Annotated in this window: 13 protein-coding genes, 1 pseudogene and 1 riboswitch; of the genes and pseudogenes, 8 read left to right on the forward strand and 6 right to left on the reverse strand. The window is 68.0% G+C overall.

The features are described from left to right. Positions 1-227 precede the first annotated feature (227 nt). Positions 228-1,670, forward strand: a complete 1,443-nt coding sequence (locus tag FJU31_RS16205; protein WP_150455654.1) for an aminotransferase-like domain-containing protein — start codon at positions 228-230, stop codon at positions 1,668-1,670. Positions 1,671-1,760: 90 nt separating this feature from the next. On the opposite strand, the gene bioD is transcribed toward FJU31_RS16205, so the two are convergent. After that, complete coding sequence (bioD, locus tag FJU31_RS16210) at positions 1,761-2,453, reverse strand: dethiobiotin synthase (protein WP_150455655.1); 693 nt, start codon at positions 2,451-2,453, stop codon at positions 1,761-1,763. Between the two features lie 67 nt (positions 2,454-2,520). On the opposite strand from bioD, the gene FJU31_RS16215 reads away from it, so the two are divergent. Further along, positions 2,521-3,003, forward strand: a complete 483-nt coding sequence (locus tag FJU31_RS16215) for a GAF domain-containing protein (RefSeq protein ID WP_150455656.1) — start codon at positions 2,521-2,523, stop codon at positions 3,001-3,003. Then, the gene (locus tag FJU31_RS16220; protein ID WP_150455657.1) at positions 3,000-3,362 is read left to right on the forward strand and encodes a TfoX/Sxy family protein; all 363 of its coding nucleotides are present in this window, start codon (positions 3,000-3,002) and stop codon (positions 3,360-3,362) included. Before FJU31_RS16215 ends, FJU31_RS16220 begins: the two co-directional genes overlap by 4 nt. A 98-nt stretch (positions 3,363-3,460) precedes the next feature. On the opposite strand, the gene FJU31_RS16225 is transcribed toward FJU31_RS16220, so the two are convergent. Continuing rightward, positions 3,461-4,039: a histidine phosphatase family protein gene (locus FJU31_RS16225; RefSeq protein WP_150455658.1), complete on the reverse strand. Its 579-nt coding sequence runs from the start codon at positions 4,037-4,039 to the stop codon at positions 3,461-3,463. 143 nt (positions 4,040-4,182) lie between these two features. Then, positions 4,183-4,405, forward strand: a riboswitch (cobalamin riboswitch). Between the two features lie 116 nt (positions 4,406-4,521). On the opposite strand from FJU31_RS16225, the gene btuB reads away from it, so the two are divergent. Beyond that, positions 4,522-6,369 carry a TonB-dependent vitamin B12 receptor gene (gene btuB / locus FJU31_RS16230; RefSeq protein ID WP_150455659.1) on the forward strand — a complete coding sequence of 616 codons (1,848 nt, stop codon included), beginning with the start codon at positions 4,522-4,524 and terminating at the stop codon, positions 6,367-6,369. 112 nt (positions 6,370-6,481) lie between these two features. Here btuB and gph read toward each other — a convergent pair whose 3' ends face one another. Then, entirely contained in the window at positions 6,482-7,153 is a 672-nt protein-coding gene (gph, locus tag FJU31_RS16235) for a phosphoglycolate phosphatase (protein WP_150455660.1), read from the reverse strand. 113 nt (positions 7,154-7,266) lie between these two features. Next, positions 7,267-8,196, reverse strand: coding sequence for a LysR family transcriptional regulator (locus FJU31_RS16240; RefSeq protein WP_150455661.1), 930 nt, complete (start codon positions 8,194-8,196; stop codon positions 7,267-7,269). A gap of 108 nt (positions 8,197-8,304) precedes the next feature. On the opposite strand from FJU31_RS16240, the gene FJU31_RS16245 reads away from it, so the two are divergent. Continuing rightward, positions 8,305-8,943, forward strand: coding sequence for an NAD(P)-dependent oxidoreductase (locus tag FJU31_RS16245; protein WP_150455662.1), 639 nt, complete (start codon positions 8,305-8,307; stop codon positions 8,941-8,943). A 93-nt stretch (positions 8,944-9,036) separates the two neighbouring features. Continuing rightward, the gene (locus FJU31_RS16250; RefSeq protein WP_150455663.1) at positions 9,037-9,951 is read left to right on the forward strand and encodes an MBL fold metallo-hydrolase; all 915 of its coding nucleotides are present in this window, start codon (positions 9,037-9,039) and stop codon (positions 9,949-9,951) included. A gap of 136 nt (positions 9,952-10,087) precedes the next feature. Here FJU31_RS16250 and dinB read toward each other — a convergent pair whose 3' ends face one another. After that, positions 10,088-11,182 (reverse strand): DNA polymerase IV, encoded by a 1,095-nt coding sequence (gene dinB / locus FJU31_RS16255; protein WP_150455664.1) that lies wholly within the window; start codon positions 11,180-11,182, stop codon positions 10,088-10,090. A 191-nt stretch (positions 11,183-11,373) separates the two neighbouring features. On the opposite strand from dinB, the gene fabA reads away from it, so the two are divergent. After that, the gene (gene fabA / locus FJU31_RS16260; protein WP_108745897.1) at positions 11,374-11,889 is read left to right on the forward strand and encodes a 3-hydroxyacyl-[acyl-carrier-protein] dehydratase FabA; all 516 of its coding nucleotides are present in this window, start codon (positions 11,374-11,376) and stop codon (positions 11,887-11,889) included. Further along, complete coding sequence (gene fabB, locus FJU31_RS16265; protein ID WP_116863747.1) at positions 11,889-13,097, forward strand: beta-ketoacyl-ACP synthase I; 1,209 nt, start codon at positions 11,889-11,891, stop codon at positions 13,095-13,097. Before fabA ends, fabB begins: the two co-directional genes overlap by 1 nt. A 104-nt stretch (positions 13,098-13,201) precedes the next feature. Here fabB and FJU31_RS19665 read toward each other — a convergent pair. Next, positions 13,202-13,301 (reverse strand): annotated as a pseudogene (locus tag FJU31_RS19665) (IS110 family transposase); the annotation flags it as partial.

A 13,301-nucleotide genomic window follows, 5' to 3' on the forward strand; every position in this document is an offset into this window, starting at 1 on the left:
CGGCGGCCGCGTGTCGTCCTCTTGGCCCTCCCGCCCCCCCCACCCAGCCCCCCCCCCTCGACTCTACGAAGCGCCAGCGATTGTTGGCGCGGCCCATGAAAAAAGACGCACGGCCTTGCGGGCCGTGCGTTTGCAATGGATCGGCCAGGCCCCGATCAGGCCCCACCGACAGCACCATGCTAGGCTCGGCGGCATCATGGGTACAGCTCCAGATGCAGGTCAGTCCAATGGATACAGATCCGCGCACCACCCCGGCCCCGCCGCGCTACCAGCGCCTGTCCGATGAACTGGCCGAGGCCATCCACGGCGGTCGCCTGCCGGTCGGCAGCCGCCTGCCATCGCTGCGGCAGATGGCTGCGCAGCGCCAGCTCAGCCTGAACACCGTCATCGCCGCCTACCGGCAGCTGGAAGATGCAGGGCTGGTGGTGCCCCGGCCGAAGGCGGGTTTCGAAGTGGCGCCGCGCCTGTCGGTGCCGCAGCGTTCGCTGCGCGATGCCCCCTCGGCGCCCACCGCACCGCTGCAGCAGGCGTTGATGGCGCGCGTGCTCGAGGCACAGCGACGCCCCGGGGTGATCGATCTGGCGTTCGCCGGGCCACGTGGACGGCAGTTCTATCCCGGCGCGCAGCTGGCCCGGCACACCGCACAGGTGCTGCGCCACGGCCAGCAGACGGTGGAAACCTATGCGCGCCCGAATGGCTCGCCGCGCCTGCTGGCACAGATCGTACGGCGTGGCCCGCGGATGGGCCTCCACACCCACGCCGACCGCCTGCTGTTGACCCACGGCGCGATGGAAGCGCTGCAGCTGGCCCTGCGCGCGGTGACCGAGCCGGGCGCGGCGGTGGGCATCGAAGCCCCCTCCTACTTCAACCTGTACCCGTTGCTGGCCAACCTCGGCCTGCAGGCCATCGAGCTGCCCACCCACCCGCAGCACGGGTTGGACGTGGATGCGCTGGAAGCGCTGCTGGAGCACACGCCGCTGGCCGCGCTGGTGGTGATGCCCACGGTGCACAACCCGCTGGGATGCACCATGCCGACGGCGGCCAAGCAGCGCCTGGCCGAACTGGTCAACGCGCACCAGCTGCCGCTGATCGAGGATGCCGTGTATGCCGAACTGCAGTTCTGCGAACCGCCTGCGCCGCTGCTGAAGGCGTTCGATCGCGATGGCTGGGTGATGGTCGTCGGCGGCTTTTCCAAGACGCTTGCGCCGGATTACCGCATCGGCTGGCTCGATGGCGGCCGTTTCGCCGAGCGCATCGCCCTGCTGAAATTCCAGTCCACTGGCGGTGAACCACAGCTGCTCGGTGATGCGGTGGCGGCCTACCTGGAAGCGGGCAGCTACGAGCACCACCTGCACCGCATGCGCCGGCTGTACCGTGAACAAGTCGGGCGCCTGCGCCAGCTGGTGGCCGAGCACTTCCCCGCCGGCACCCGGGCCACCGAACCGCAGGGCGGCTTCCTGCTGTGGCTGGAGCTGCCCGGCGTGGATACCCGCGAACTGTTCGAGCGGGCGCTGGCGGAGGACATCGTGTTCATGCCCGGCCAGGTGTATTCGCGCGGGGCGCGCTATCGGCATTGCCTGCGGCTGTCGTGCTGCCAGGCGCTGGATGAGCGCTTCATCAGCGCGGTGGAACGGCTGGGCGCGATCGCGCGGGAGCTGGCAGAACGGTGATGGATCGGGTCGACCGGGTAGAGTCGACCGTTGGTCGACTGCTCCTGATCAAAACCCGCGCTGCGCGCGATAGTCGACCAACGGTCGACTCTACCGCTGCTCCGCTCCCAGGTGTGCGCCCAGGGTTCGGCCATCCGCGCCCGGCAGGTACGGCAGGCGGCCCCAGCACGGCATCGGCAGGCGCTGCCGCAACGTGGCGATGTTTTCATCCTGGCGCTGCATGGTGGGATCGATGTGGTTGCCGATCCAGCCCAGGCACTCCACGCCGCTGGCCTGCAGCGACTGCGCGGTCAGCCGCGCATGGTTCACGCAGCCCAGGCGCATTCCCACCACCAGCAGCACCGGCAGGCGCAGCGCGCGCACCAGATCCAGCTGGTCCAGCGTGGCCGACACCGGCGCCAGCCAGCCGCCCACGCCTTCCACCACCACCACGTCGGCCTGCGCACGCAGCCGCTCGAACGCGGCCACGATCGGCGCCAGCTGCACCTGCACGCCGTCCTCGCCGGCGGCCAGTTCCGGCGCCAGCGGCTGCCGCAGCGCATAGGGGTTCAGGTCGGCGTAGTCCGGCACCGGCCAGCTGGCCGCCTGCAGCGCCAGGGCATCCTCGTTGCGCAGGCCCTGGCCGAGGTCCTGGCTGCCACTGGCCACCGGCTTCATGCCCACCGCACGCAGACCGCGACGGCGCAGTGCATGCAGCAGCGCGGTGCTGCTGGCGGTCTTGCCGATTTCAGTATCGGTCCCGGTGACGAACACGGCCGGCGGCATCAGGGTGGGCAGGGGCATCAACAGCTCCAGGCATGCAACAGAGCGTGCATTATCGCTGGTCCCCTACGCTTGCTAGACTGCAGGCATGTTCGCCAATGCCTCGCTCACCGGCAGCAAGCCGGAACAATACGCCCAGCTGCTGGACCAGGCCCGCGGCCTGGTCTACGCCGAGTCCGACCGCATCGCCAATGCGGCCAACCTCTCCGCACTGGTCTACCACGCCCTGCCCGACCTGAACTGGGTGGGCTTCTACCTATATGACGGCAAGGAGCTGGTGGTCGGCCCGTTCCAGGGCCTGCCGGCCTGCGTGCGCATCCCGCTGGACAAGGGCGTGTGCGGTGCCGCCGCCAGCCAGCGCATCACCCAGCGCGTGGAAGACGTCGACGCCTTCCCCGGCCACATCGCCTGCGATTCGGCCTCGCGCTCGGAACTGGTGGTGCCGCTGCTGCGCGGTGATGAACTGATCGGCGTGTTCGACATCGACAGCCCGAAGGTGGGCCGCTTCGATGCCGAGGACCAGGCCGGTCTGGAAGCCATCGCCCGCGTGTTCGTCGAGGCCCTGGGATGAGCGCACCGAAGCTGCGCAACATCGGCCCGAAGAGCGCGGCGTGGCTGCGCCAGGTCGGCCTGCGCAGCCGCGAGGACCTGGCCGCGCTCGGCGCGGTCGGGGCCTTCGTCAAGGTCAAGCGCGCCGGCTTCAAGCCGAGCTTGAACCTGCTTTATTCGCTGGAAGGCGCGCTGCTGGACTGCCACTGGCAGGAGCTGGGCGAAGCCCAGCGCGAGGCGCTGGTGCAGGATTACGAGGCCCGCATCGCCGCGCATCCGCTGAAGGCGGCTGGCCCGGCATCGGGCCCGGTGCATGAGCAGCGCTTCGACACCGGGGATGACGGCGAAGACAGTTTTGCCGGGAGCGCCGACGAGGATTGAAGCGGCCGCGCTGCGCGCTCGCCGGGCATGGCCCGGCGCTACCACGCTGCGGCGGTCGTTCGGGATCGGTAGCGCCGGGCCATGCCCGGCGATTGCGTTTACGGCTGCTGCAGTTCCAGCAGCTCGCCGACCAGGCCCGTTTCGCCGCGTTCCAGCCACACCCGCAGGCGCGTGCCGTGGTCGATGCGCAGTGCCCAGCACAGCGACAGAGGCAGCCCGCAGACCTGCGACAGCACCATGCGCAGCGGGCCGCCATGGCTGACCACCACGGTCGGCAGCGGACCCTCATCGTCCAGCAGGCGATCCAGCGCGCGTGCGATGCGCCGTTCGAAGTGGCCCCAGCTTTCGCCGTTGGGCGGCGGGAAGGCATGCGGATCGGCATGGAAGGCCGCCAGCGCGTCCTCCGGCAGGTCGAACAGTGACTGCCCGTCCCAATCGCCGAAATCCAGCTCCTCCCACTCCTCGTCCGCCTCCACGTCCAGCCCGCGCGGGGTGGCCAGGGCCATCGCCGTGTGCAGCGAGCGCAGGCGCGGCGAACTGATCACCCGCTGCCAGTCCTGCTCGGCATAGGCGTCGACCAGTTCCTGCGGCAGACGGGCCAGCTGCGGTGGATCGCCGCGGCCATCGAGGAACGCATCGCGGCCGTTGCCAGCATGGCGGACCAGGTCGAGGATCATGCGTGCGTCCTGTGCAGGCAACGCGGGAACAGCAGAAAACAGCGGGACATCGGCAACGGCACCACGGGATCGAGGGGATATTCTACGGGCACAGCCGAGGCAGTCGAGCGAGCTCGACTCTACGGGGCCACCTGCGATGCCGTAGACTGCGCCCACTTCCAGGTGACCTGCGGCCATGGCCGGCAGGTTGAAACGGGAAGCCGGTGACGCGTGGCAACACGCCAGGCCGGCGCTGCCCCCGCAACGGTAAGCACGTCTGTTCCAGGCAACACCGCCACTGTGCCTCTGGCATGGGAAGGCGCCTGGACGGTGGCCTCGCGCCACCTGGCGGCAAGCCCGGAGACCGGCCCGGAAGCCTCAGGTCGCGATGCGGTGGGCATGGCGCTGGATGACCGTGGCGCTGCCGCGGCTTCGGCGCCTGCCTTCCTTCGCGGATCCTCCCCTTCGCCACGCGGGCGTGCGTGGCACCTGGAGTCCCCCCGATGAAGCTGCAGTCCCGAATGCTGTCCCTGGCCGTGCTGGCCGCCCTGCCCGCCCTGGCTCACGCGCAGGCCAACGATGACACTGCCGCGCTGGACCAGGTGCTGGTCACCGCCACGCGTACCCCCATCGCCCTGCAGGACAGCATCGCGCCGGCGCAGGTGATCGACCGTGCGCAGATCGAATCCAGCCAGGCCACCTCGCTGCAGGAACTGCTGGCAGGCCGCGCCGGCATCAACCTGACCAACAGCGGTGGCCTCGGCAAGCAGAGCTCGCTGTTCCTGCGCGGTACCAATTCCTCGCACACCGTGGTGCTGGTCGATGGCGTGCGCATCAACAGCGCCGACCTCGGCCTGGCGATGTACCAGGACCTGCCGCTGGCGCAGATCGAACGCGTGGAGATCGTGCGCGGCCCGCAGTCCAGCCTGTACGGCGCCGATGCCATCGGTGGCGTCATCCAGATCTTCACCCGTCGCAACCAGGGCGAATTCGCCCCGCACTTCCAGCTCGGCGGCGGCAGCAACGGCCTGCGCGAAGCCAGCGGCGGCATCGGTGGCAGCGGCGAGCAAGGCTGGTTCGGCGCGGACATCGCCTATCAGCACACCGATGGCATCAATGCCTGCCGTGGCTCGGCCACGCTGTTCACCGGCTGCTTCGCCGATGAGCCCGACCGCGATGGCTACCGCAACCTGTCCAAGAGCCTGCGCGGTGGCTACACCTTCAACGAGCAGTGGAGCGTGGAAGGCAGCGCGCTGCGTGCCGAAGGCGAGAACCATTACGACGGTTACTACAACTATTCGGAAACGCTGCAGCAGGTGATGTCCGGCAAGGTGCGCTACACCCCGACCGAGCGCCTGGCCTTCACCGCCAGCGTCGGCCGCAGCGACAACGAATCGGACAATTACGGTGACTTCGGCGCGTTCGGCAGCGCGCAGACCCACCGCGACAGTGCATCGCTGCAGGCCGACATCGACCTGGCCGAGGGCCAGCTGCTGAGCTCCGGCGTGGACTGGAGCGAAGACAACCTCGATGGCAGCAGCGCGGGCTATCTGGTCGACAGCCGCCGCAACACCGGCGTGTTCGTGCAGTACCAGGGTCGTTTCGGCCGCCACCAGCTGCAGCTGAGCGCGCGCAACGATGACAACGCGCAGTTCGGCAACCACGCCACCGGCAGCCTTGGCTGGGCGATGGAACTGGACCACGGCCTGCGCGTGAATGCCAGCTATGGCACGGCGTTCAAGGCACCGACCTTCAGCGACCTGTACGACCCGTGGAGCGGCGTGCCGACGCTGGATCCGGAGACGTCGAAGAGCGCCAACCTTGGCCTGTCACAGCAGGGCCAGGGCTGGCACTGGGGCGTGGACGTGTACGAGACGCGCATCGATGACCTGATCACCTACGATGCGGCGACCTTCATGATGCAGCAGATCGAGAAGGCGCGTATCCGCGGTGCCGAACTGACCGCAGGCGTGGTGCTGGCCGGCTTCGACATCAATGGCCAGCTGAGCTACACCGACCCGCGCAACCGCACCGCTGGCAGCGCGCAGTTCGACAACTGGCTGCCGCGCCGCGCGCAGCAGACCGCGCGCCTGGACGTGGACCGCCGCTTCGGTGATTTCCGCGCCGGGCTGACCGTGCAGGGTGCGGGCAAGCGTTACGACGACGCCAGCAACGCGGTGAAGGTGGGCGGCTACGGCACCCTGGACCTGCGCGCGGAATATGCGCTGACGCCGTCGTGGTCGCTGCTGGCGCGCGCGGCCAACGTGTTCGACCGCCGCTACGAGACCGTGGCGTGGTTCAACCAGCCGGGCCGCGAATACCAGCTGAGCGTGCGTTACCAGCCGAAATAACGGGCCTCGGCATCGACGCATGGCGTCGAACTACTGTAGAGCCGAGCAGCCGAGCGTAGGCTCGGCTCTACATGGTCGCGTCGGTGGCGCCGGGCCATGCCCGGCGAACGGATCACGGTGTCGGAATGCCTGATGCCAGCCCCGGCAGTTCGCGCAGGTCGTCGATCACGGACACGGCATGTGCCGTTTCCAGGTCCAGGCCGCGCGGGTAGCCGTAGCGCACCAGTGCAATGGGCATGCCCGCGTCTTCTGCGGCACGGTAGTCGGTGAGCGAGTCACCGACCATCAGGCAGGCGTCCACCGCCAGCCCGAAGTGCGCGGCGATATGCCGCAGCGGTTCACCACTCGGCTTGCGCTGTGGCAGCGAATCACCGCCCAGCACCAGCGAAAACGCATCACCGATGCCCAGGTGCTGCAGCAGCGGCGGCACCAGCGCGGCCGGCTTGTTGGTGCAGATGGCCAGCGGCACGCCACGCGCACGCAACAGGGCCAGCGCTTCGGGCACGCCGTCGAACAGGCGCGGGCTGCGCAGCAGACACTCGCGGTAATGCACCATGAAGGTTGGCATCACCTCGGCCAGATCGATGTCACGACCGGCGGCATGCACCGCCTGCTCTACCAGCCGCCGCACGCCATCGCCGATCCAGCCCAGCACGGTGGCTTCCGGCACGCGCGCCAGGCCGATGTCTTCCAGCGTGCGGTTCAGCGCTTCGGCGATATCGGCCGCGCTGTCCACCAGCGTGCCGTCCAGATCAAACACAACCAACGGATAGGGATACGACAAGGGGCGGCACCTGTACGACGTGGGCCGTCCATTGTACGCCCCGCGCTTTTCCCGGCTCCGCCTCAGCCGGTCCCACGCCGCGCGGTTGTGGTCGAGCAATGCCTGTCCATGGTTCATGTGTCCTCCTTGATCGCTGGGCGCCAATCCAGATCCTGGAAGGCCGGGCTGGCAAAGCACTCGGCGAGGAAATCCAGGAACCGCCGCATGACAGCGGGCTGCTGTCGACGCGATGCGTACACGGCATGAATGCCCAGCTCGTCCAGTTCGTAGGCCGGCAGCAGCCGCACCAGTTCGCCCGAACGCAGCAGCGGTGCCACCTGGTAGGTCGGCAGCATGGCGATGCCGGCACCGGCGCGCACCGCTTCCAGCAGCAGTGAGGCTTCGTTGGCGCTGATGTTGCCACCCACCGCCACCGACAGCGCGCGGCCGTCGCGGTGCAGCTGCCACAGGCTCCTGCCGACGTAGTGATGGGTGAGGCAGTTGTGCGCGGGCAGCTGTTCCGGGGCGCTGGGCGTGCCGTGCGCCTGCAGGTAGGCCGGCGTGGCGCACAGCACCGAGCGGCAGGTGGCCAGCCGCCGCGCGATCAGGCTCGGGTCGATCTGGCGTGCGATGCGCACGGCCAGGTCCACACGCTCCTCCACCAGATTGACCATGCGATCAACCAGCAGCAGCTCGATGCGCGCGGCCGGGTGGCGCTGCACGAAGGCAGCCACCGCGCGGGCCAGATGGCTCTGCCCGAACGACACGCTGGCGGTGATGCGCAGAGTGCCGTGCGGCTCGGGATCGTCACTGGCCAGTTCGCCCTGCAGTTCCTCGCCGATGGCCAGCATCTGCCGGAAGCGCGTCAGCGCGGCTTCACCAGCGCCGGTGAGGCTGATCCGGCGCGTGGTCCGGTGCAGCAGGCGCGCGCCCAGCCAGCCCTCCACCTCGGCCAGGTAGCGGCTGACCATCGCGCGGGACATGTCCAGCACCTCGGCGGCGGCGGTCAGGCTGCCACGCTCGGCCACTTCGACGAACACGGTCATGGCGGTCAATCGGTCCATCTGCTCGATCCATGCAACAAATAAGCGCGTTATACGCTGTTTTTCGAGCAACTGCAGTGGCCTACAGTGGCCTCGTTCCCACCCCATTCCGCCCCAAGGAGTTCCGCCATGAAGATTGCCCTCGTCGGTGCCACCGGCAACATCGGCCGCCAGATCGCCCGCCATGCGCTGGCCAACGGCCACCAGGTCACGGCCGTGGTCCGCAGTGAAAAGGACCTGCCGGCCGAACTGGCCGGTGCCCAACTGGCCATCGCCGCGCTGGACGACACCGACGCCCTGGCTGCGGTGATTGCCGGCCACGACGTGCTGGCCAGCGCCTACGGCCCGCGCCCGGGTGATGACATCGCCCAGATCGCCACCGTGGCCGACCAGCTGGTCGCCGCCGCACGCCAGGCCAAGGTGCCGCGCGTAGTGGTGGTCGGTGGTGCCGGCAGCCTGGAGATCGCGCCGGGCGTGCAGCTGGTCGACACCCCGGATTTCCCGGCCGCCTACAAGCCGTACGCACTGGCCGCCCGCGAAGCGCTGAAGCGCCTGCAGGCCGTGGATGACCTGGACTGGACCTTCTTCTCGCCGGCGGCGGAAATCGGCCCGGGCGACGAGCGTGGCCGGTACCGCGTGCAGGCGAAGACCTTCCTCGCCGATGCCAGCGGCCACAGCCGCATCAGCTACGCCGATTACGGTGCGGCGTTCGTGGCCGAGCTGGAAGCGGGCAAGTACCCGAAGCAGATCATCACTGCGGCGTATTGATCGATACGTTCCCGCTGTAGAGCCGAGCCTGCGCTCGGCTCAAGGCGACCACTGCAGCCGAGCATGGGCTCGGCTCTACACGAGGAATCGTTGATGCGTACTGCTGCCCTGCTGCTTCCGTTCGCTCTGGTCGCCGGTTTCACCAGTGCACCGCTGCTGGCCGCGCCGGCAACGCCCTCGGCCGCCAGCGCAGCGAAGCAGTTACAACTGCACCTGCAGACCTTCCATCCCGGCCCGCAGGCGATGTTTTCGGTGCCCTCGGTGCTGATCGAAGGCCGCCATGAGGCGATCCTGGTTGATGCGCAGTTCGCGGCCAGCGATGCGCGTGCGCTTGTCGAAAAGATCCGCGCCAGCGGCAAGCAGCTGACCACGATCTACATCAGCCACGGCGACCCGGATTACTACTTCGGCCTGGCCACGCTGCAGGATGCGTTCCCGCAGGCCCGCATCGTCGCCACGGCACAGACCGTCGCCCACATCGAGCAGACCCAGGCCGGCAAGCTGGCGTACTGGGGCCCGAAGATGGGTGCCGATGTACCCGCGCGCATCGTCGTGCCGCAGGTGCTGGACGGCGATGCGCTGCTGCTGGAAGGCCAGCGCCTGCCGCTGATCGGGCTGGATGGACCGACGCCGGACCGCACGGTGCTGTGGGTGCCTTCGCTGCGTGCGATCGTCGGTGGCATTCCGGTGGTGGCCGGTGAGCATGTGTGGATGGCCGATACGCAGACGCCGCAGTCGCATGCCGATTGGTTGCAGACGCTGAAGCGGCTGCAGGCGCTGAAGCCGAAGGTGGTGGTGCCGGGTCATTACGCGCCGGGTGCGGCGCTGGATGCGAGCGCGCTGCGTTTCACGGCGGACTACATCCGTGCGTTCGATGTGGAAACGGCTAAGGCGAAGGACAGTGCGACGCTGGTGAAGGCGATGCAGGCGCGTTACCCCAGGTTGGAAGGCGTGGCGTCGCTGGAGCTGAGTGCGAAGGTGGCCAAGGGCGAGATGCAGTGGCCGTAGGGTAGATGGGTCTTTTTCTGCAGGGCTGCGCCCTGCACCTGCGGAATCAACTTCAATGGCAAAAGCTGGGTATCCGTAGGTTGGCGGGGTGGGATCCCGTTGTTGCGCACCGGGATCTGACCCCGGTGTTTGATGATCAGATATCTGTGGGATTGTTCGGGTCGTGCCCGAACAGTTCGCCCTGCACGACCGGTTCTTTATCACGGAATCCCCCCAGGCCGACGCCAACGAGGCGGTAGCGGGTGTCGGCGGGCAGGTCGACGCGGGCGCGCAGGGACAGGGCGATGTCGCGCAGTTCCTGCAGCGATTCCGGTGGGCGGTCGGGGGTGTAGCTGCGGGTGAGGATGCGGAACTGGGCGGTCTTCAGTTTCAGCACCACGGTGTGGCCGATGCGTTCGGTCTTGCGCGTGGCATTCCAGGTTTTCTCGGCCAGCTGCACGATGGCGTCGCCCAGGTCTTCCAGCAGCAGGTCTTCGGCAAAGGTGTCCTCCGAGGAAATCGACTGCACCTGCTGGTCCGGCTCCACCGGGCGTTCGTCGATGCCGCGGGCGCGGTTGTACAGGCTGCGGCCGAAGCTGCCGAAGTTTTCTTCCAGGTCCGGCAGCGTCCAGTTGCGCAGGTCACCGCAGGTGATGATGCCGCGCTCGGCCAGCTTGCCTTCCATCACCTTGCCCACGCCCGGCACGCTCTTCACCGGCAGGGCCAGCAGGAACGCATCCACGCGCTGCGGCGGAATGACGAACTGGCCGTCAGGCTTGCGCCAGTCCGAGGCGATCTTGGCCAGAAACTTGTTCGGCGCGATGCCGGCTGAAGCAGTCAGGTTCGTCTCTTCGCGGATCTGCGCGCGGATGGTGCGGGCGATTTCGGTGGCCAGTTCGATGCCGCTCTTGGGCGCGGTCACGTCCAGGTAGGCCTCGTCCAGCGACAGCGGTTCAACCAGGTCGGTATGGCGCAGGAAGATCTCGCGCACCTGGCGTGACACCGCTTTGTAACGCGCGAAATCCGGCGGTACGAAGATCGCATCCGGGCACAGGCGCTCGGCACGCAAAGCTGGCATCGCCGAGCGCACGCCGAACAAGCGGGCTTCGTAGGAGGCCGCGCACACCACCGAACGCGCGCCGCGCCAGGCCACGACCACCGGCTTGCCGCGCAGTGACGGGTCGTCACGCTGCTCCACCGACGCGTAGAAGGCGTCCATGTCGACGTGGATGATCTTGCGCAGTGCGTTCATGGTTGGCTGACATGATAACCGCACCGTACCGGTCCAGACGGCGAAGTATGGTCGTTGTGCATCAACGGGATGCGTGATTCCCAGGGAAAACACTACGCACGCGTACGGTGCGGCGGTTTGATTCCCGTTGCAACCGTCGTGCATCCTCGGGGACTTGTTGCCTTGTTTTCGCTTCCAGGAATGCGCTTTCCATGACTCGTCTCCACGCGTTCAACCGTGACCAGCTGCTGGCCAGCGCCCGCGGTGAACTGTTCGGCGCCGCCGCCGGCCGTCTGCCCAACGACCCGATGCTGATGTTCGACCGCATCACCGAAATCCGCGAGGACGGCGGACCGCATGGCAAGGGCATGGTTCGTGCCGAACTGGATATCCGCCCGGACCTGTGGTTCTTCGGCTGCCACTTCATCGGCGACCCGGTGATGCCCGGCTGCCTGGGCCTGGATGCCATGTGGCAGCTGACCGGCTTCTACCTGACCTGGTTGGGTGCGCCCGGCAAGGGCCGCGCCCTCGGCTGCGGCGAGGTGAAGTTCACCGGCCAGGTGCTGCCGGAAGCCAAGCGGGTGCGCTACGAGATCGACATCACCCGCGTCATCAACCGCAAGCTGGTGATGGCCCAGGCCGATGCCCGCATGTACGTGGACGACCGCGAGATCTACAACGCCCGCGACCTGCGCGTGGGCCTGTTCACTGAAACCGGGAGCTTCTGATGCGTCGCGTCGTCATCACCGGCATGGGCATCACCTCGTGCCTGGGCAATGATCTGGATACCGTTTCCTCGGCGCTGCGCGAAGGCCGCGCCGGCATCACCGCGCTGCCCGACCACGCCGAAGCCGGCCTGCGCAGCCAGGTAGGCGGCCGCGTGGATCTGGACCTGGATGCGCAGATCGACCGCAAGCAGAAGCGCTTCATGAGCGATGCGGCGGCCTTCGCCTACATCGCCATGCGCGATGCGATCGCCGATGCCGGCCTGTCGCCGGAACAGGTGAGCGCGCTGCGCACCGGCCTGATCGCCGGCTCCGGCGGTGGTTCCAGCGAATGGCAGGTGGGTGCCGTCGACCTGCTGCGCGCCCGTGGCGTGCGCAAGGTCGGTCCGTACATGGTGCCGCGCACGATGTGCTCCACCGTGTCGGCCTGCCTGGCTACTGCTTACCAGATCAAGGGCGTCAGCTACTCGCTGTCGGCCGCCTGCGCGACCTCGGCGCACTGCATCGGCGCGGCCGCGGACATGATCCGCCACGGCGCGCAGGACATCATGTTCGCTGGTGGCGGCGAAGACCTGCACTGGTCGATGAGCGTGATGTTCGATGCGATGGGCGCGCTGTCGACCAGCTTCAACGACACCCCGGCCAGCGCCTCGCGCCCGTATGACAAGGACCGCGACGGCTTCGTCATCGCCGGTGGCGGCGGCATGCTGGTGTTGGAAGACTACGACCATGCCGTGGCCCGCGGTGCGCGCATCCATGCCGAGCTGATCGGCTACGGCGTGACCTCCGACGGCGCCGACATGGTCGCCCCATCCGGTGAGGGCGCGGTGCGCTGCATGAAGATGGCGCTGCAGAACGTCGACCGACCGCTGGATTACCTCAACACCCACGGCACCTCGACGCCGCTGGGCGACGTGACCGAGCTGGGTGCGATCCGCGAAGTGTTCGGCGATGCGGTGCCGCCGCTGTCGTCGACCAAGGCGCTGTCGGGCCACTCGCTCGGCGCGGCCAGCGTGCACGAGGCGATCTACTGCCTGCTGATGATGCGCGATGGTTTCGTGGCCGGTTCGGCCAACATCACCGAGCTGGACCCGGCGGTGGAAGGCTTCCCGATCCTGCGCGAGAGCCGCGAGCAGAAGCTGGACACGGTGATGTCCAACAGCTTCGGTTTCGGTGGTACGAACGCAGCGCTGGTGTTCGGCCGCGTTTGATTGAAAGGCGTGCCGACCAACGGTCGGCACCCACGGTAGCGCCGGGCCATGCCCGGCGGGCGCGGTGATCGCGCGAATGTAGAGCCGAGATCCTATGTTCGTGGTCAAGCCTGTTGGAAGCAGGCTTGGCCTACCTTCAGCATGGCTGGGTCGAATTCCTTGCCACTCTTGAATACGCCCCACGCAATCCTGGCCAGTTTTCTG

Source organism: Stenotrophomonas cyclobalanopsidis (assembly GCF_008710035.1).
In the GTDB taxonomy this organism is placed as follows: domain Bacteria; phylum Pseudomonadota; class Gammaproteobacteria; order Xanthomonadales; family Xanthomonadaceae; genus Stenotrophomonas; species Stenotrophomonas cyclobalanopsidis.

Bases quoted from the DNA above. Each gene is read 5' to 3' on its own strand.
- fabB (WP_116863747.1), top strand. From the start codon at position 11,889: ATGCGTCGCGTCGTCATCACCGGCATGGGCATCACCTCGTGCCTGGGC.
- fabA (WP_108745897.1), top strand. From the start codon at position 11,374: ATGACTCGTCTCCACGCGTTCAACCGTGACCAGCTGCTGGCCAGCGCC.
- FJU31_RS16205 (WP_150455654.1), top strand. From the start codon at position 228: ATGGATACAGATCCGCGCACCACCCCGGCCCCGCCGCGCTACCAGCGC.
- FJU31_RS16245 (WP_150455662.1), top strand. From the start codon at position 8,305: ATGAAGATTGCCCTCGTCGGTGCCACCGGCAACATCGGCCGCCAGATC.
- FJU31_RS16240 (WP_150455661.1), bottom strand. From the start codon at position 8,196: ATGGACCGATTGACCGCCATGACCGTGTTCGTCGAAGTGGCCGAGCGT.
- FJU31_RS16220 (WP_150455657.1), top strand. From the start codon at position 3,000: ATGAGCGCACCGAAGCTGCGCAACATCGGCCCGAAGAGCGCGGCGTGG.
- FJU31_RS16225 (WP_150455658.1), bottom strand. From the start codon at position 4,039: ATGATCCTCGACCTGGTCCGCCATGCTGGCAACGGCCGCGATGCGTTC.
- dinB (WP_150455664.1), bottom strand. From the start codon at position 11,182: ATGAACGCACTGCGCAAGATCATCCACGTCGACATGGACGCCTTCTAC.
- btuB (WP_150455659.1), top strand. From the start codon at position 4,522: ATGAAGCTGCAGTCCCGAATGCTGTCCCTGGCCGTGCTGGCCGCCCTG.
- FJU31_RS16250 (WP_150455663.1), top strand. From the start codon at position 9,037: ATGCGTACTGCTGCCCTGCTGCTTCCGTTCGCTCTGGTCGCCGGTTTC.
- bioD (WP_150455655.1), bottom strand. From the start codon at position 2,453: ATGCCCCTGCCCACCCTGATGCCGCCGGCCGTGTTCGTCACCGGGACC.
- FJU31_RS16215 (WP_150455656.1), top strand. From the start codon at position 2,521: ATGTTCGCCAATGCCTCGCTCACCGGCAGCAAGCCGGAACAATACGCC.